Source organism: Mycolicibacterium arenosum (genome assembly GCF_024320865.1).
GTDB classification, from domain to species: domain Bacteria; phylum Actinomycetota; class Actinomycetes; order Mycobacteriales; family Mycobacteriaceae; genus Mycobacterium; species Mycobacterium arenosum.
Genome location: NZ_JANDBD010000009.1, coordinates 226,428 through 240,402, shown reverse-complemented (window position 1 = coordinate 240,402; position 13,975 = coordinate 226,428). Strand labels below are relative to the sequence as shown.

Below are 13,975 nucleotides of genomic sequence, written 5' to 3'. Positions count from 1 at the left end.
GCACGACACATGAGTGATGTCGAAGTGGGGACATTTGCCCGTGAGGCTGCGCCGAGAATCGAGGCGATCGGCCGGCGGCTCATCGATTGCGTGTTGGGCAAAGACGATTCACTGCTGACGCCCGGAGAGCCGGTTTGGAGCCTCGAGAATCTCGAGCAGCTCAAAAGAGAGTATGTCGATAAGCCCGACATGGGTGCCGGAGACTTCTTTGAGAAGCTGAGGCACCAACTCGCCGAAACTTCGCCTGCGGCGACCCAGTTGTTCGCTGAAGTGCTCATCCTCAACGTGCTACCGATCCTCAACATGGGTGGCTTGCTGAAGGTGAAGCAGATCACGAACGTTCTGGATATGAGCAGCGTGCATGTGGCGATACCGGCCGATGTGGAGGAAGCCTTGCTCGGTGGCGGCGTCTTCAACGGCGGCCAGGCGTTCACCTCCTACAAGTGGGCACAGATCGGTTACCTCATCGAGGTCGCGCGCCACTTCAAATCGCTACCTGACGACCGACGCGCCGGGGCCCTCGCCGACCCGCTGAGATTCCGCGAGGAGATCGACACGGTGCCGACCGGCCAAGCAGCACAACGACAGTCACTGCTCTATCTGGCCTTTCCGCACTTCTTCCTGCCGGTGGTCAGCAACGCCCACCGCACCACGATGCGCGACGGACTGGCCGCCGACTACCTCGACAGTCCATCCGGCGACGTCGACATCGACCTGGCCCACATCTATGAAGCGCTGATCGACGCCGAGGGCGGCCACGTCGACCTCTACTCACCCGAATGGAAAGCGAAGTGGGAGAAAGGCACGCCCCCGAAGCCCGAACCGACACCGGATGTTCAGCACGCCTGGAAGGTGCACGGCTCCAACGTCAAAGGCCAGGACATGATCCCGGTCTGGCGCGAGAAGCAGTCGCTGTCATTGGCGGCGAGCCTGCTGCGACCGGTCGACCCCGACGTCACTCGGGAAGAACTCAAGGCATTCGTCGACGAAGACTACCGATCGTCCGGGTATGCGGCACGGCAGGAGAAATTCGACGAGTTCTACGCATTCCTGAAACGAATGCACCCCGGCGACCTCGTCGTCACGATCAGTCAGGGCGACGTCCACTTCGGCACCATCACCGGTGACCCCTATTCCGTGACTAGCAGCGACGGACGTTCCAACCTCCGCCGCTCGGTGAAGTGGTACCAGCACCCCTGCCGGGTGTCGGATCTGCCCGGCGACGTCGCCGTCCGTCTCAACGCTCAAGGCGAAGTTCTCGACTTGAGCCAACACCTGGAGACACTGACCGCCCTGGCCGAGCGTCGGCCGCCGAGGCCGAAGCACGGCGACGTGCATCTGCCTGACGCCTCCGCCGAACTGGCGCAACAACTCCACGTGGGAATCGATTGGCTACAAGATTGCGTGGAACTGCTCCGTGACCGCCGCCAACTCATCTTCTACGGCCCGCCGGGCACCGGGAAGACCTACATCGCCCAGAAGCTGGCTCGCCACATCACCGACGAAGCGAACATCAAGTTCGTACAGTTCCACCCCGCCTACTCCTACGAGGACTTCTTCGAGGGCTTCCGCCCCCAGGGCGAGGCCGGCGGCCAGATCGGATTCACACTGAAAGCCGGACCGCTGCGGTCCCTGGTCGACAAGGCCGTCGACAACCCCGACGCAGTGTTCGTCCTCATCATCGACGAAATCAACCGCGGAAACCTACCGAAGATCTTCGGCGAACTGTACTTCCTGCTCGAATACCGAGACCAGGCCATCGATTTGATGTACTCCTCGGACAGCGCAGAACCGTTCTCGCTGCCCAAGAACATCTACGTCATCGGCACCATGAATACCGCCGACCGCTCCATCGCGCTAGTGGACGCGGCCCTGCGACGCCGGTTCGCGTTCCTGCCGCTGCACCCGTCGGAAGCCCCGACCAACGGGATCTTGCGCAGTTGGCTGGCCGCCAAGGGGTTCCCGATGACACTCGCTGACCTGCACGACGAACTGAACAACCGCATCAGCGACTCCGACTTCAAGATCGGACCGTCCTATTTCATGAGGGACCGGCTCGCTGGCGACCTCACCGGCGCAGCTCTGAAGCTCATGTGGCGCACCGATATTCTTCCCCTACTCGAAGAACACCACTACGGCGAACGCACCGTTGATGTCCACAGCCGCTACGGTCTGGACGCGCTGACCAAGAGCCTGGCCTCGACAGCGGCGGCCACCGATGGCGACGGCTTAGTACTGGATACCGAACCGGGCGACGATGAGTCCAGCACCGCTGATCCTTACTGAGGGCGGCCCCGCCCTTTCGGTGTCCCTGAGCGGCACGGAGTATCGCGCGTTGACCGCGCTGGGGATCGTGACGGTCACCCTGACACCCACCGAAGGCATCTACGAGGTTGCAGCCGGTCGAAAAGTGGGCGCAGTGGTTATCGGGGATCGCCCGCTGATCGTGCGGCCAAAGATCACCGACCTGAACCGTCTGCTGTTCCTGCTCGGTTACGCCCATAACCCGGCGATCTGGCGCGATGACCCTATCGGTCTGGCCGGCGCCGACGAACTCCTTCCGGGCGTCGCTGAGGCCTTTGCCCGATTGGCCACCCGCGCCGTCGAGCAGGGGTTACTACAGGGATACCGCAGGATCGCCGACGTGCTGCCGGTGCTGCGTGGGCGAGTCCTGGCCGGTGAGCAGATGAGCCGGCTCTACGGGCTTCCCGTCCCGCTGGCAGTGGAGTACGACGACTTCACCGTCGACATCCCCGAGAACCAGCTGCTCGCGATGGCGACGATGCGGCTGCTGAGAGTGCCACGTGTCAGCGAGCCCGCGCGGCTGCTGCTGCTGCGACTGCGGCGCACCCTGGCTGACGTCTCGGTGCCGACACGTGGCTCCGCCCTGCCGGCCTGGCAGCCCAGCCGCCTCAACGCCCGCTACCAGACGGCGCTGCGGTTGGCTGAGATCGTCTTGGCCGCCGAATCGTTCGAGCACCATCTGGGCGGCGTTACTGTCACGGGCTACATGTTCGACATGTGGCGGATCTTCGAAGACTTCGTCACCACTGCACTGAACGAATCCCTCACTGGCCGGGGCTGGCGATGCACGACACAAGCGGCGTTGCATCTCGACGAACAACGCGAAGTCGACATGCGGCCCGACCTGCTCTGTCGCCGCAACGGGGCGGTGCGCGCGGTCGTCGACGCCAAATACAAGGCCGAGCGCCCCGACGGATTCCCCAACGCCGACCTTTACCAAATGCTGGCCTACTGCACCGTTCTCGGACTTGACGACGGACACCTCGTCTATGCCAAAGGCAACGAACCGGTGAGCATCCACTCCGTGCAACGCAGTGCCGTGACGATGCACTGTCACGCCCTCGATTTGGCTTTGCCCCCGGCGGCGTTGCTGCAGCAAGTCGACGAACTCGCTCTGGTGATCGCCGGCGCACGATGACGCGTCTAGGAACTGGGCGCCACAACGATGAGGAGAGGTTGACCATTGCCAGAAGGAACCAGCACCAGGCTTGACACCGTCGACACCGCGGTCGTCTCAGGATGGCACGTGGACTCGACAGACGAGTCCGACGTCTTCAGCAAGAGCCACATCAGAATTGAAGTCCGCTACTCCGGCGACGACACGATAGACAGCGCCACCAAACAGGGCGAACACGGTGACCTCGACACGATCGGCAACCACATGGAAGCGAAGGTCGACCACCTTCGCTCCTGGCTCACCGGCCGACCAGTGAGTACTGGCGCTCCTGTCCGCTACCCGGAGGCTGACTCCACGGCCGAGCCCGGCGGATGGACCCGGCGGGAGTTCGTCGCGGCCATCGACGACGCGGGTGACAGAGCATTCCTTCAGAGGTTCCTCCAACTGATGGACGCCAACGGCCAACGCCGATGCGAGGGAACGCATGCTCGGCTGACATTCGGCAAGAAGCCGGGAGGTGCGCTGTTCGTGTACCCCTTCGGCAGGAGATTTCCGCCCTTCAAGTTCTCGGTGAAGAACGGGCAACTGATGATCGCGGGCTGCTGGAAGGGCAACTTCAAAGCTGCGGGCCACTCCGGATTTGGCGAGATCGCATCCCTGTTGGGCCAGAACGAATCCGGGCCAGCCAAAGCGGTACCGGTCGCGGGACTCGATCCCGACGAGCTATGGGCCGTGGGGGACAGAGTTTCCCGCGCAGTCAACCAGTAAGGGCATCGGCGGCTGGTCGGGAAGTCGACGGGCCCAACTTGTCGGCAGCAGCGCCTATCGTCACCGGGACAGGCAGAGGTCAGCGGCTGACGGCGGTGCGGAGCGAGCAAAGGCACGGCAGATTGGAGGAGGGTCTGTATGAACAATTCCGAGGCGATCGCGGCGATCGCGGCGGTCGCGGCCGAGCGTGGGCTGGGCCCGCACTGCTACACGGCCCACCAGGCTCCGGCCGGATCGATGCACGACGGCCTCTGGTACGTCAGCGAGTGCGATCCCGAAGAAATGCCCATTGACGACTGCGTCTGGATCGTGTTCTCAGACGGCTGCGTCACCCGGGGGATCCCCGTCGGCAACCCGATCAACTCGCCGACGCCACCAGAGAGTCTCCGTGTTCGCCCGTGAACTGGCAGCGGGTGGGACAGCCAGCCTCCCGTAGATGCCCGAAGGGACCAAAAAGGCGCCGTGAGAATTAGGTTAGGAGACGAGATGGCCAAGCGACGCTCTCAGCGTGCGAAGTGCGTCGAGTGCGGCAACCGCGTTACGGTTCGCGACGACGGGACGCTCGGGCCGCACTATCGAGGTGAAGGCGGCCGCATCCGGTGGAACAACGAGCGTCGGTGCCCTGGCGGATTCAACCCGGGCGGCGGTGGCGCGATCCGGCCCGTCGGGCAGGCCAATAAGACGTACGCGGCGCCGCCGCCCAGTGAGGGCGAGTACAGCGTGCGCACCGTCAGCGGTGGCCTGCCTTCATCAGGGCGTAGGCACCGTTAGCTGAAACTCGTCCTCTCGGTGGACCCCGCGTTGTCGGAAGGGCAATCGACGTGCAGGACGTCTGTCTACTTGCTGCCGGACCCTAGGCCGCCTTGCACGACCCGGATCGGTTTCCGCTTCTCCGCAAATTGCTTCTCCGCGCGTCGATCGGACTTCTTCTTCTCGCGAAGGTTTTTCCGAGCTTCCGGGCTGCGGAGCAACCACTGGCAGCGCGGGCACGTCTCGACGTTGTGTGCTGGGTTCTTCAGATTGCAGAGACGTGGTGTGCGTCCGGGCTTGCTCACCGCTATGACGGTATCCGATGAGTCTCAGGGCTGCCGCACAACAGCATCAAACATGCACGTGCCAGACGATCATCGCAAACGTGCTGGCGCTGTCACCATCCAGTGAACCAACAAGGTCTTCGGTGCGCACTTCATCATCGAGTATGGGACGAGCGGGGGATCGTCGTGATCAGAAAGGGGCTCGATCGGGTTCGGCTTCGCTATCGGCGCTCGATCGGGTTCGGCTTCGCTATCGGCGGAGGGGCAATACGGTGAATGCTCGCGGAGTCGTCAAGACCGCCAAGATGGTATGCGATTCGGCGGACGCCGTGAATCAGGACGATTCGACTGGAAGAGACGCAATTGACCGGCGTGACTAGGGAAGTCGCACCTCGCGAGTATCGGCACTCCCCCGCTGCCGCCGTCCCCGCTGGTCCACACCCCCGTTCTTCACCATGCCCTGCACAAGCTTCGATACCGTGGCTGTTTGTAGGTCAAACGCTGCAGCTACGCGGTCGGTGATGTCGCAGCATCGGTGCCAGTGGCCGTCAGCGAGGATGGCGAGGATCATGCGACAGGCTGGCGCAATACGGCCGGGCGCATCCCAGGAGAAGCCGGGCCATGGGATCGGGTCTGGACGCGTGGACGAGCGCGTACTGGTTGCGCTTAGCGGCGGCGGGCATGCACCGGCCGTCCACGGGCATAGGGACGGTTCGTAACGCCTCTCGCGGATGTGATTTGTGTAGGTCCACCCTGGATAGCCACCACGGGGATCCAGCCACCGTGCGACGGCCATTACCGACACGATCTGCGCCCCAGCTTGTTTGAGCGCAGTGGCGACAGACGCTGCGTGTCCGCCAGTCGTCCAGGTGTCATCGATGACCACTACGTGGCTTCCGTCCGGGACCAGACTATGCACGTCGTAGAAGTCTGGCCGTACTTCCCGCCGCTGCGCATCAGCGGCAAATCGGGAGGCCATACTCGCAGAGATCTCGATTTCGTCATCGCCATCGAGAACCGAAAGTAAGATCTCGCGGAAACGATGCGCTGCACCAGTAGTTTTCAGCGATGGGACCGTCGCCCAGTATCGCGTTGCGCTTCCCACAAGCGCGTCTGCGCAGCTGCGGTGCTGCAACCCTATGGCCGTCACCATGGCCACGATCTGAATGTCGGTCGGTGTTGCCTGAGGTCGCTTGTAGCGATGCATCAATGCGCCGCTCTCCAAACCTCTGCAGCCGTAGATCATCGAGCCGACAAGATCAACCGTTGCGGATCCAGTAGTAGAAGCGCAACGGTCACAGCGTGCTGTTCTTCCGTTCAAAAGTCCGCCGCGGCACACCTCACAAGTACGCCGTGGGATGTGAATAGTGTTGTGAAACTCATGGGCTGCCGCTTGGGCAAGAAACATTGCGAGTGGGTCATTTGCGTCGTGTTGCCCGATCACTTGGCATCGCCTGGGTCTGGCTCCCTGCGCGTGCCTGGCGTGATCTGTTGAACTATCTCCGCGAGCTCTGCCAGGCTGGCAGCCCTGTACACACCGGAAGCCGACAGTAGTTGCTGTGCCCAATCATTGGCGTCGGCGACAAGATCGGTGAGGATCAGCGGCCGACCTAAGTCGACGGCATGCCGTGCGAGGTTGCGAGCGCCACTGTGCTCTCCGGCTTCGACGATTATTGCCGCCGATGCGTACTGTGCGATGGAGTTGTTGCGCAGCAGAAAGTTTGTCTTCTGGGGTGGGGCTTCCGGCCAGAACTGCGACAGGAGCAGGCCGCGTTCGCCGATCGCGTGCTGAGTCGCGCGATTTGCCGCCGGATAGCTTTTGGTAATGCCCGTGGCGATGAATGCCACGGTGCGTCCTCCGGTGTGCAGCGCAGTCTCGTGTACAGCGGAATCTATTCCAGCTGCCAAGCCGGAAACGACAGTAAGAGACTGCGCTACAAGGTATTCAGCGATTGCCGTCGCCAGCTGAATTCCACGCACGGAAGCGTCCCGCGAACCAACGACCGCAATGGCGGGATCATGGTCTTTCAAGCTTCCCTGGGCGAACAGGAATGGCGGAGTGTTGGCGGTACCGACCATTGACGGTGGAAAGCTGACGTCTATCGCGCTGAGGAATTGCAGGCCGGTCCGCTCCCACGCTCGAAGGTCTGCCTCTGCATCTGCCAGGAAAGCCCCCTCCGTGCTGATGGGGAGCAAACCATCAGGATGGTACTTGCGCCAGACTTCGACAGCGCTGCCACATGAGAGGACCTGTGCGGTGAGCTTTCGCCACGTGAGGTTGCCTGGCCTGGCGCGCAGAAGGGCGACAAGCGCCGCGTGTTCTGCGAACGACTCCAATGGAGGCCCCTCCTGCGATCAGCCTCGGCATACCTGACGAGAACACTCGTTGTGGGCGGTCTCGTGATGTCCGTCCCCCGAGAGTCTAGGTCGCCAACGTGCCGTTCAATGCCTCGCCGACGACCAGCCACTGCTGTGCGCCGTCTTGGTCGACGTATCGAAAGACCTGCTCGAACGCAAAGACCGGCTTCAGCGTCACCTGGGTCTTCCCTGGTTGGGTGTCGACGCCGTTCTCCTCGGTCATCGGCGTCCACCTCCGCCGTTATCGGGGTCATCGGCCACAAGCTGCTCGACGACCTTGATGATGCCGCGCAGCGCCTCGTCCTCGGTGGGTGCCAACCAGGACAGTGAGGGGAACTCGGCGACCAGGCCCACGAACTCGTTGTCCGCCGGCGACCACTCGACCCGGTAGGCGTAGTCCGAGCAAGCGGTGGCCTCGGCGGTCCGCGTGTGCCGCAGATGGTTGCGGATGGTGGTGACGATGAACGCCGCCCGCTCCCGGGGGCTCTGCCCATATCCGGGGGCGGTGATTGTGCCGGTGGCGATGCGCTCTCCCCGGGTGATGGCGGGCTGCTGCTCGTGCAGGTCCAGTTCGATGTCCCAGTCCCCGCCCCGTTCGCGGAAGTAGAAGCTGTGCCCGTCGACCTGGCCCTCCCACTGCTCGGGCACCTGCCCGCCGTGGCGGCCCACGACGACGCCCGACTGATCGTCCAACCAAGCCTGCAGGTCGGCCTCGGAGGCCTGTTGATCGGCCTGAAGCTGCTGGCCCTGCGGTGAACGCCGGAACTCCTCCATGTGGTCGAGAAACCCCTGGAAGGTCTGTGCTGATCGCCACCGCCGGTCCTCGGGCGCTTTCTCCATATCGTCGGGCATCAGACAATCACTTCTGCGGCGGGTCGAGCAGGGCGCGGGCGTCTTTGATCAACAGCAGCAGGTGCAGCGGGTCGGTCGGTGAGGGTTCGAAATCGAAGTGGGCGTAGAACGCTCGGGCCTGCTCGTGCAGCGCGTGTACCAGCAGTGCCCGCACACCGATGATCTCCGCAGCGGCCACCGCGCGAGTAATCGCGTCGCGCAGCAGCTGGGCGCCCAATCCCTTGCTCTGTTCCTTGCGGTCGATCGCCAGCCGCGACAACAGGATCACCGGCACCGGATCGGGCATGTTGCGCCGCACCCGCCCGGGTGTTCCCCTGCGCTCCACCGCCGCCGAGGCCAGCGCGTAGAACCCGACGACACGGCCGTCGCGGCACGTCACGAAGCACCGGGAGGCACCTTCGACGTGGTTGGCCAGGGCGCGGCCTCTCAGGTACTCATCCAGGGTGGGCTCGCCGCTGTCGAAGTCGGCGACCACATCGTGCTCGCCGATCGGCCGGGGCGCGCTATAGCCGCTCACTCGTCGAAGATCGAGGGCTCCGCGAACAACTTCTCCAGCCGCGGCTTCTGCGACACCGGCCGGTCCAGCACCGACACGAACTCCGACCAGGCCGACGCGTCGAGCATGAACAGCCGCCGATCGGCGAGCACCTCGCGGGCATGAGCCAGCGTCGCGGTCACCGTGAAGTTGGTCAGATCGGTCCCCTCCACTTCGGCGGCACGACGAATCAGGGCGTCCTGCTCAGCAGTCAGGCGCACCGCGAACCGCTCCGTCTTCGTGGCCATGCCAATCATTGTGTGCCTATCAGGCACACAATGCAACGGGGTTTCGTTTATGCCGCTGACCAGCATTGATGCACTTCGCACCTGCAAAGCATGCTCTGACTCACAGGAAGTTATGCCGGGGCCAGTCGGGTCGCGGTGGGACGGCCACGGCTGTCTCGTCGCTTTCAACCCCTGTGAGGGGGAGGCATGTCTTCTCATCTGCTGACCGCGCTCAAGCTTCTGCTGATCACGGTAGTCGTCATCGTCGCGTTTTGGCTGGCGGTGTGCATCGTCGCGATGTTCACCGGCCACACCGATGTTCTGCCCGCCATCGGTGCGGTGCTGGTCGACCTGATCGAAGCGCTCGTCACAAGCCCTTTGCACGACCTGGCCACTATGGCGTCCTAGTCGTGGACGGGGACGTCCTCGATACCCTTGACCGTCATCGTGCGCCCGGGGCGGCCAACCCAGTCCCACTGCACCTGCACGGTGATCTGACCGCGCTTACCGGCGTGGAAAGGTCGCCGATCACCGTGATCCCGGGCGGCGGCATTCTCACTGATCCCGGCGCGCCGCGGCCGGCTTGAGACCAGCACGGCCCATAGCCGCCTGGCGGTGGGCGCGGCCTGGTCGACCCCTTGTGGTGTGGTGCCGAGGTGCTCCTCGCCCGTCTCGCATACCTGTCACTGCTGCAGGCGAGACTGGCGTGTATGACGGATACCGAACGACAGTGGCGGCATATCTGCGAAGTGTGCGGGGTGGAGGAGATCCTGACTCCGAGCGATGCGTTTGATCTCGGGTGGGACTACCCGCCGCGCATGGGCAAGTTCGGCGTCGTCGGCCCCCGATGTTGTCCTCGATGTCCCAACGTGAGAACGGTGTGGTGGGCTCTCGTGATCGATGGCTATACCGAGGACATGCTGACCGTAGTGCAGCAGGAGACTGTAAGACGGATCGTCGGTGAACCAGACTCCGTTGCCGTGGTTGATGATTGAGCGGAACCATCGGATTTGGCGACGAGCGAAGCTGCATCTCCCGTGTCCCGTCCGGACTCTCGCCGCTGTCGATGTGTCAGCGCCGGCGACACGCGCGCAGAATGCTGTTTGCGAAGAGTTCTCCGAAGCTGTAGCTGGATGTTTCGAATTGCATTGTCGCGTCCCGTGCGCAGGAACTAACGGCGGTCGTCGAGTTTGATCAATCATGAGGCGTTGCTTGCTCTCAAGACCTCGAAATATGTTGTTCAGCAACGGGTATGTGCACAGAGCGCGTATATCGAGTGGAACCGTGACCTGAACAAGAACCATCTTCGCCGCTACGGCGCCTGGCTTTCGAAGTTCTCCACATACGGTAAAAGCTCACACCGTCTCTTGCGATAAGCCCTCAACAGCAACGTATTCAGCGTGACATGTCGGTTAATCTACGGCCGGGAATCTCTCGACAAATCTCCGGGACTCGATGGGAGCTGCGATGGGCAGGCCACGGAACAGGCGCCTTTCACGGGTGCGAGTCGAGTTCAGCTTGCCGCCGGCAATCGCCGACGCCGTATACACGTACGCGGACTGCGCCGACATCACGTTGTCGCAGGCCGGCAGTGAACTCCTGAAGCTGGCGCTGAGCCAGCGGGGAGTCGATCGTGGGGAGTCGATCAAGAATCGACTGAATCCTGTTGCTCCCGAACGGAATTTGGGAGGTGCACCGAACACCTAGTTTGAGTGCGGTAACGGTACTTCCCGCGGCATGTGCCGCCCAAGAAATGCCGAAAGCCGGGTTGCAGCCCGGCTTCCAGACAAACAAAGAGTTCTGAGGCTCTTCAACCCTCCAAGGAGGACTGTGTTCATTTCAGCGTGCCCACGCACGATTGTCAACCGTCCACGCCGTGTGGTCGGTGGTGGTCGCTGATGGCCCGATTCAAGGGTTTCACCGCGGCGGATGCGTCGGTGAGTGTTCCTGACGGGGCACCGCCCGAGCCGCTACTGGAAGCGGCATCGGCGTTCATGCAACGCGCTGCCCTGACGCCGGTGCCGGAGCCGGGTCCCGATCTCGAAGAGCGCATGGCCATGCTTACCGCGATCTCTATCCGCTACCCGGACCCCGAGATCGCCAGGGAAGCGGTTCTGGAGGCCGCGAAAGTCCAGTGCATGACCGAGTTCACCACCGCAGCGACCGACAAGAAGTCGTGCGCTGAGGTGGCCAGGCATCTGGCCTGGGCCGCCGTCGGTGGCGTCGTCGACGCCAAGAGAGCTCTCAAACGCGGACCTGTCGACGAGCGACTGGAGGTCACCGGAGCGCAGAGCCCCCGGGGTCATCGGCAAGTCCGTCACATCCTCTACACCGCGGGACGCTTGTTCCATCCCCGGGAGTACCCGCCAGAGCGGGTAACGCCGGTGGCGCGGACGAAGCGGAAGGCAGCCAGTTACGAGGAGATCCGCTCTTTCTACAGGGTCGTCTGGGAACTGCCCACCCCGCTGGGGATGCGAGCCCTGGCGTTGGCGGATCTGAGCTACGGCGTCGGTGCCCGCGCGTCCGACTTCAAGGTCCTGCGAGGAACGGCGATCACCACCGTGCGCTCACATGGCCGCGCGATCTGCGTCGTCGCCCTGCCCAACGCCGCCGGCGGTGCGCGGCAGGTACCGGTCCTGGAACCCGGCATCAACTCCCGGCTCATCGAATTGGCGGCCCGAGTCGGCGACGGCCTGGTGCTGGCCCCCAACGCCGAGTTCGCTGAACGCAACATCGTGAACCGCATCAGCGAAAAGCTGACCAACAAGGGATATCCACCCGTCAGGGCGGCGGCGCTGCGCAACCGGTGGATTCTCGACATGGCCGAACGACGCATACCAACCGCGCTGCTGTTGCAGCTTGCGGACGTTGCAGACCTGAGGGTGTTGAGCGATCTACGAAAAGAATTGCCACACTTCAAAATCCGGCACGCTATCACCATTCAGCAGGAGAGCCTGCGATGATCGCCGCACGCAAACCGGAGTGCATCATCGCCGACGACCTCTTCAACTACGCCCGCCACCTGGTGTGGGAATCCGGGGTAGCCGAACTCATCGACGATCAACACCCTCATCGTCGAGAGGCCGTCGGGCGACGCCCACAGGGCATCGCCTATACGACCACCGCAGTTCTGGTATCGCTTCTCATCAGAGTCATTATGAAACGCCCTCCCACACTGACGGGCATCCTGCAGACGATTGCGGAGCTCACCCCGGCCCAACTGACCGCAGTCGGCATGCACGACCAGGATTGCTCGCGGATCTGGCGACAACACCATGCGGAGTACAAGCGCTTCACCGCCCGGTGGACACGCAGACTCAGGCCTTTCGATTCCTGGGCTGACCTGCCGGCCCGGCGCATGACCAATGCCCAATATCTCGCCCGTCTCGAAAAGCGCACCGATGAAGAACGCGAGCATGCTGAACGCGCCGCACGACTTGTGCACCTGGCCATCAACCGCCTCGTTGCGGCGTCCGTGGAGGTCAAGAACCCAGAAGGCTGCCGGGGAGACCTCGTCGTCGACGGCACCCTGTACCTCGTCGCCAAACAAGACGGCACGATCGGCGTCGCCGACGACAAGATGCGCGGCGCCGTACCGAGTGCGAACTACCACGTGCGCGACCGCAAGTCTGCGGCCGGCGACGGCACGGGCACCACCCGCCAGATCACCTATGCGGGGATGACCCTGGAAATGACCGCACTGACCCGCATCGGCAAGCCCACCGCGATGCACGCCGTGGCCCCGGTCTTCGTCGGCATCGCCATCCACTACGGCACCTCAGGAAGCCCGGAAGGCATGGCTGATGCGCTCGAACAAGCCGAGGCCAACGATCTGACCGGACGTCCCGAAAGCCTCCGGGCCAAGTGGCCGTTCATGACATCGGACATGGCGTACAACACGAAGGACAAAACTGCCGACATCCTGCTCGAACGTCGCTACAACTTCGTCGGCCGGTTCCCCAAGGGCTGGGGGATCGAATGCCCCTCAACGAAACCTGCCGGAGCGCCCGCCTCCGAGCTCGAGCCAGGCGCTCTCCAATGGGCCGGGGCGTTCTTCTGCCCCGCAGTCCTGGCGAAAATCAAAGGCCACAGTGCACCGAAGATGGAGCACCTCCTAAGCAACGATCAGTTCCGCCTCCACGACAAGCGGTTGCGGCGCATCCTGCCCTACCTCATGGGCTACAACTCACGGCCCTTCTACGCACAAAGCGGGCACGGCAGGCCCGTTCTGGGTCGCTCACGCAAGCAAGTGGTGAAGGTCAAACTGGTCTGTCCGGCGGCGCTGGGGAACGTCATCTGTCCACTCAAACCCGAATCCATGCAGTACGGCCGTCGCGGAGTCCCGGTCGCGGAGCCGACCTGGAAGGCCCACGAACGTGGGTGCTGCGCCAAGTCCAGCGTCATGGTCACCCTCACTCCGGATCAGTTCAAACGCGCGCAATGGGATCTGGTACCCGGGAGCTGGGAACACGCGGTGTACTTCGAGGCAGCTCGCGCGCTCACCGAGCAGCGGTTCAACCACCTCAAGTCGGCCCACGTGACGGGGCTGAGCAAACTCACCGATGGGCCGCGACGCGACCCGATGATCAAGCTGACCCTGGCCATGGCAGTCGTCGCCTCCAACCGGGAAAGCCAAGCAAACTTCGACCCCGCCAAGGTCAGAGAAGAATCCATCGACATTCGGATGCGTCAGCTCGCCGCCGACCTCGGCCACGAACCTGCCCGCACACCCCCAAGAACCTAGAAGCATCTCCGCACGATGGACCGCGCCCAACCGGCG

At 63.4% G+C, this 13,975-nt stretch carries 12 protein-coding genes and 1 pseudogene; 8 read left to right on the top strand and 5 right to left on the bottom strand.

What is annotated here, in order from left to right:
- Positions 1–9: 9 nt before the first annotated feature.
- The 4 genes from NM203_RS22105 to NM203_RS22090 all read left to right on the top strand — a co-directional run bounded on the left by NM203_RS22105 (position 10) and on the right by NM203_RS22090 (position 4,591).
- The gene (locus tag NM203_RS22105; RefSeq protein WP_255062577.1) at positions 10–2,286 is read left to right on the top strand and encodes an McrB family protein; all 2,277 of its coding nucleotides are present in this window, start codon (positions 10–12) and stop codon (positions 2,284–2,286) included.
- Positions 2,287–2,335: 49 nt separating this feature from the next.
- On the top strand, positions 2,336–3,442 hold the full coding sequence (locus tag NM203_RS22100; RefSeq protein ID WP_255062576.1) for an McrC family protein: 1,107 nt from the start codon (positions 2,336–2,338) through the stop codon (positions 3,440–3,442).
- Between the two features lie 108 nt (positions 3,443–3,550).
- Positions 3,551–4,189 carry a hypothetical protein gene (locus NM203_RS22095; RefSeq protein ID WP_255062575.1) on the top strand — a complete coding sequence of 213 codons (639 nt, stop codon included), beginning with the start codon at positions 3,551–3,553 and terminating at the stop codon, positions 4,187–4,189.
- A 138-nt stretch (positions 4,190–4,327) separates the two neighbouring features.
- On the top strand, positions 4,328–4,591 hold the full coding sequence (locus NM203_RS22090; RefSeq protein ID WP_255062574.1) for a hypothetical protein: 264 nt from the start codon (positions 4,328–4,330) through the stop codon (positions 4,589–4,591).
- Positions 4,592–6,663: 2,072 nt separating this feature from the next.
- Here NM203_RS22090 and NM203_RS22085 read toward each other — a convergent pair.
- The 5 genes and pseudogenes from NM203_RS22085 to NM203_RS22065 form a co-directional block, all read right to left on the bottom strand.
- Complete coding sequence (locus NM203_RS22085; protein WP_255062573.1) at positions 6,664–7,560, bottom strand: DNA-processing protein DprA; 897 nt, start codon at positions 7,558–7,560, stop codon at positions 6,664–6,666.
- Between the two features lie 85 nt (positions 7,561–7,645).
- Positions 7,646–7,804 carry a hypothetical protein gene (locus NM203_RS22080; RefSeq protein ID WP_165617843.1) on the bottom strand — a complete coding sequence of 53 codons (159 nt, stop codon included), beginning with the start codon at positions 7,802–7,804 and terminating at the stop codon, positions 7,646–7,648.
- Positions 7,801–8,433 carry a hypothetical protein gene (locus NM203_RS22075; RefSeq protein WP_255062572.1) on the bottom strand — a complete coding sequence of 211 codons (633 nt, stop codon included), beginning with the start codon at positions 8,431–8,433 and terminating at the stop codon, positions 7,801–7,803. Before NM203_RS22075 ends, NM203_RS22080 begins: the two co-directional genes overlap by 4 nt.
- A gap of 7 nt (positions 8,434–8,440) precedes the next feature.
- A complete protein-coding gene (locus NM203_RS22070) occupies positions 8,441–8,950 on the bottom strand; it encodes a GNAT family N-acetyltransferase (RefSeq protein WP_255062571.1) in 510 nt (169 codons plus the stop codon).
- Positions 8,947–9,252 (bottom strand): annotated as a pseudogene (locus NM203_RS22065) (type II toxin-antitoxin system TacA family antitoxin); the annotation flags it as partial. The gene NM203_RS22070 and the pseudogene NM203_RS22065, both read right to left, overlap by 4 nt.
- 150 nt (positions 9,253–9,402) lie before the next feature.
- Here NM203_RS22065 and NM203_RS22060 point away from each other — a divergent pair.
- The 4 genes from NM203_RS22060 to NM203_RS22045 all read left to right on the top strand — a co-directional run bounded on the left by NM203_RS22060 (position 9,403) and on the right by NM203_RS22045 (position 13,939).
- On the top strand, positions 9,403–9,603 hold the full coding sequence (locus tag NM203_RS22060) for a hypothetical protein (RefSeq protein WP_255062570.1): 201 nt from the start codon (positions 9,403–9,405) through the stop codon (positions 9,601–9,603).
- Between the two features lie 302 nt (positions 9,604–9,905).
- On the top strand, positions 9,906–10,190 hold the full coding sequence (locus NM203_RS22055; RefSeq protein ID WP_085139188.1) for a hypothetical protein: 285 nt from the start codon (positions 9,906–9,908) through the stop codon (positions 10,188–10,190).
- A gap of 903 nt (positions 10,191–11,093) precedes the next feature.
- Positions 11,094–12,158, top strand: coding sequence for a hypothetical protein (locus NM203_RS22050; RefSeq protein WP_255062569.1), 1,065 nt, complete (start codon positions 11,094–11,096; stop codon positions 12,156–12,158).
- On the top strand, positions 12,155–13,939 hold the full coding sequence (locus NM203_RS22045; protein ID WP_255062568.1) for a hypothetical protein: 1,785 nt from the start codon (positions 12,155–12,157) through the stop codon (positions 13,937–13,939). The genes NM203_RS22050 and NM203_RS22045 overlap by 4 nt, the downstream gene beginning before the upstream one ends.
- Positions 13,940–13,975: the final 36 nt, after the last annotated feature.

What these genes read in the sequence shown, in the direction of transcription:
- NM203_RS22105 (WP_255062577.1), top strand. Translation starts at nt 10, where the DNA reads ATGAGTGATGTCGAAGTGGGGACATTTGCCCGTGAGGCTGCGCCGAGA.
- NM203_RS22090 (WP_255062574.1), top strand. Translation starts at nt 4,328, where the DNA reads ATGAACAATTCCGAGGCGATCGCGGCGATCGCGGCGGTCGCGGCCGAG.
- NM203_RS22080 (WP_165617843.1), bottom strand. Translation starts at nt 7,804, where the DNA reads ATGACCGAGGAGAACGGCGTCGACACCCAACCAGGGAAGACCCAGGTG.
- NM203_RS22075 (WP_255062572.1), bottom strand. Translation starts at nt 8,433, where the DNA reads ATGCCCGACGATATGGAGAAAGCGCCCGAGGACCGGCGGTGGCGATCA.
- NM203_RS22060 (WP_255062570.1), top strand. Translation starts at nt 9,403, where the DNA reads ATGTCTTCTCATCTGCTGACCGCGCTCAAGCTTCTGCTGATCACGGTA.
- NM203_RS22055 (WP_085139188.1), top strand. Translation starts at nt 9,906, where the DNA reads ATGACGGATACCGAACGACAGTGGCGGCATATCTGCGAAGTGTGCGGG.
- NM203_RS22050 (WP_255062569.1), top strand. Translation starts at nt 11,094, where the DNA reads ATGGCCCGATTCAAGGGTTTCACCGCGGCGGATGCGTCGGTGAGTGTT.
- NM203_RS22045 (WP_255062568.1), top strand. Translation starts at nt 12,155, where the DNA reads ATGATCGCCGCACGCAAACCGGAGTGCATCATCGCCGACGACCTCTTC.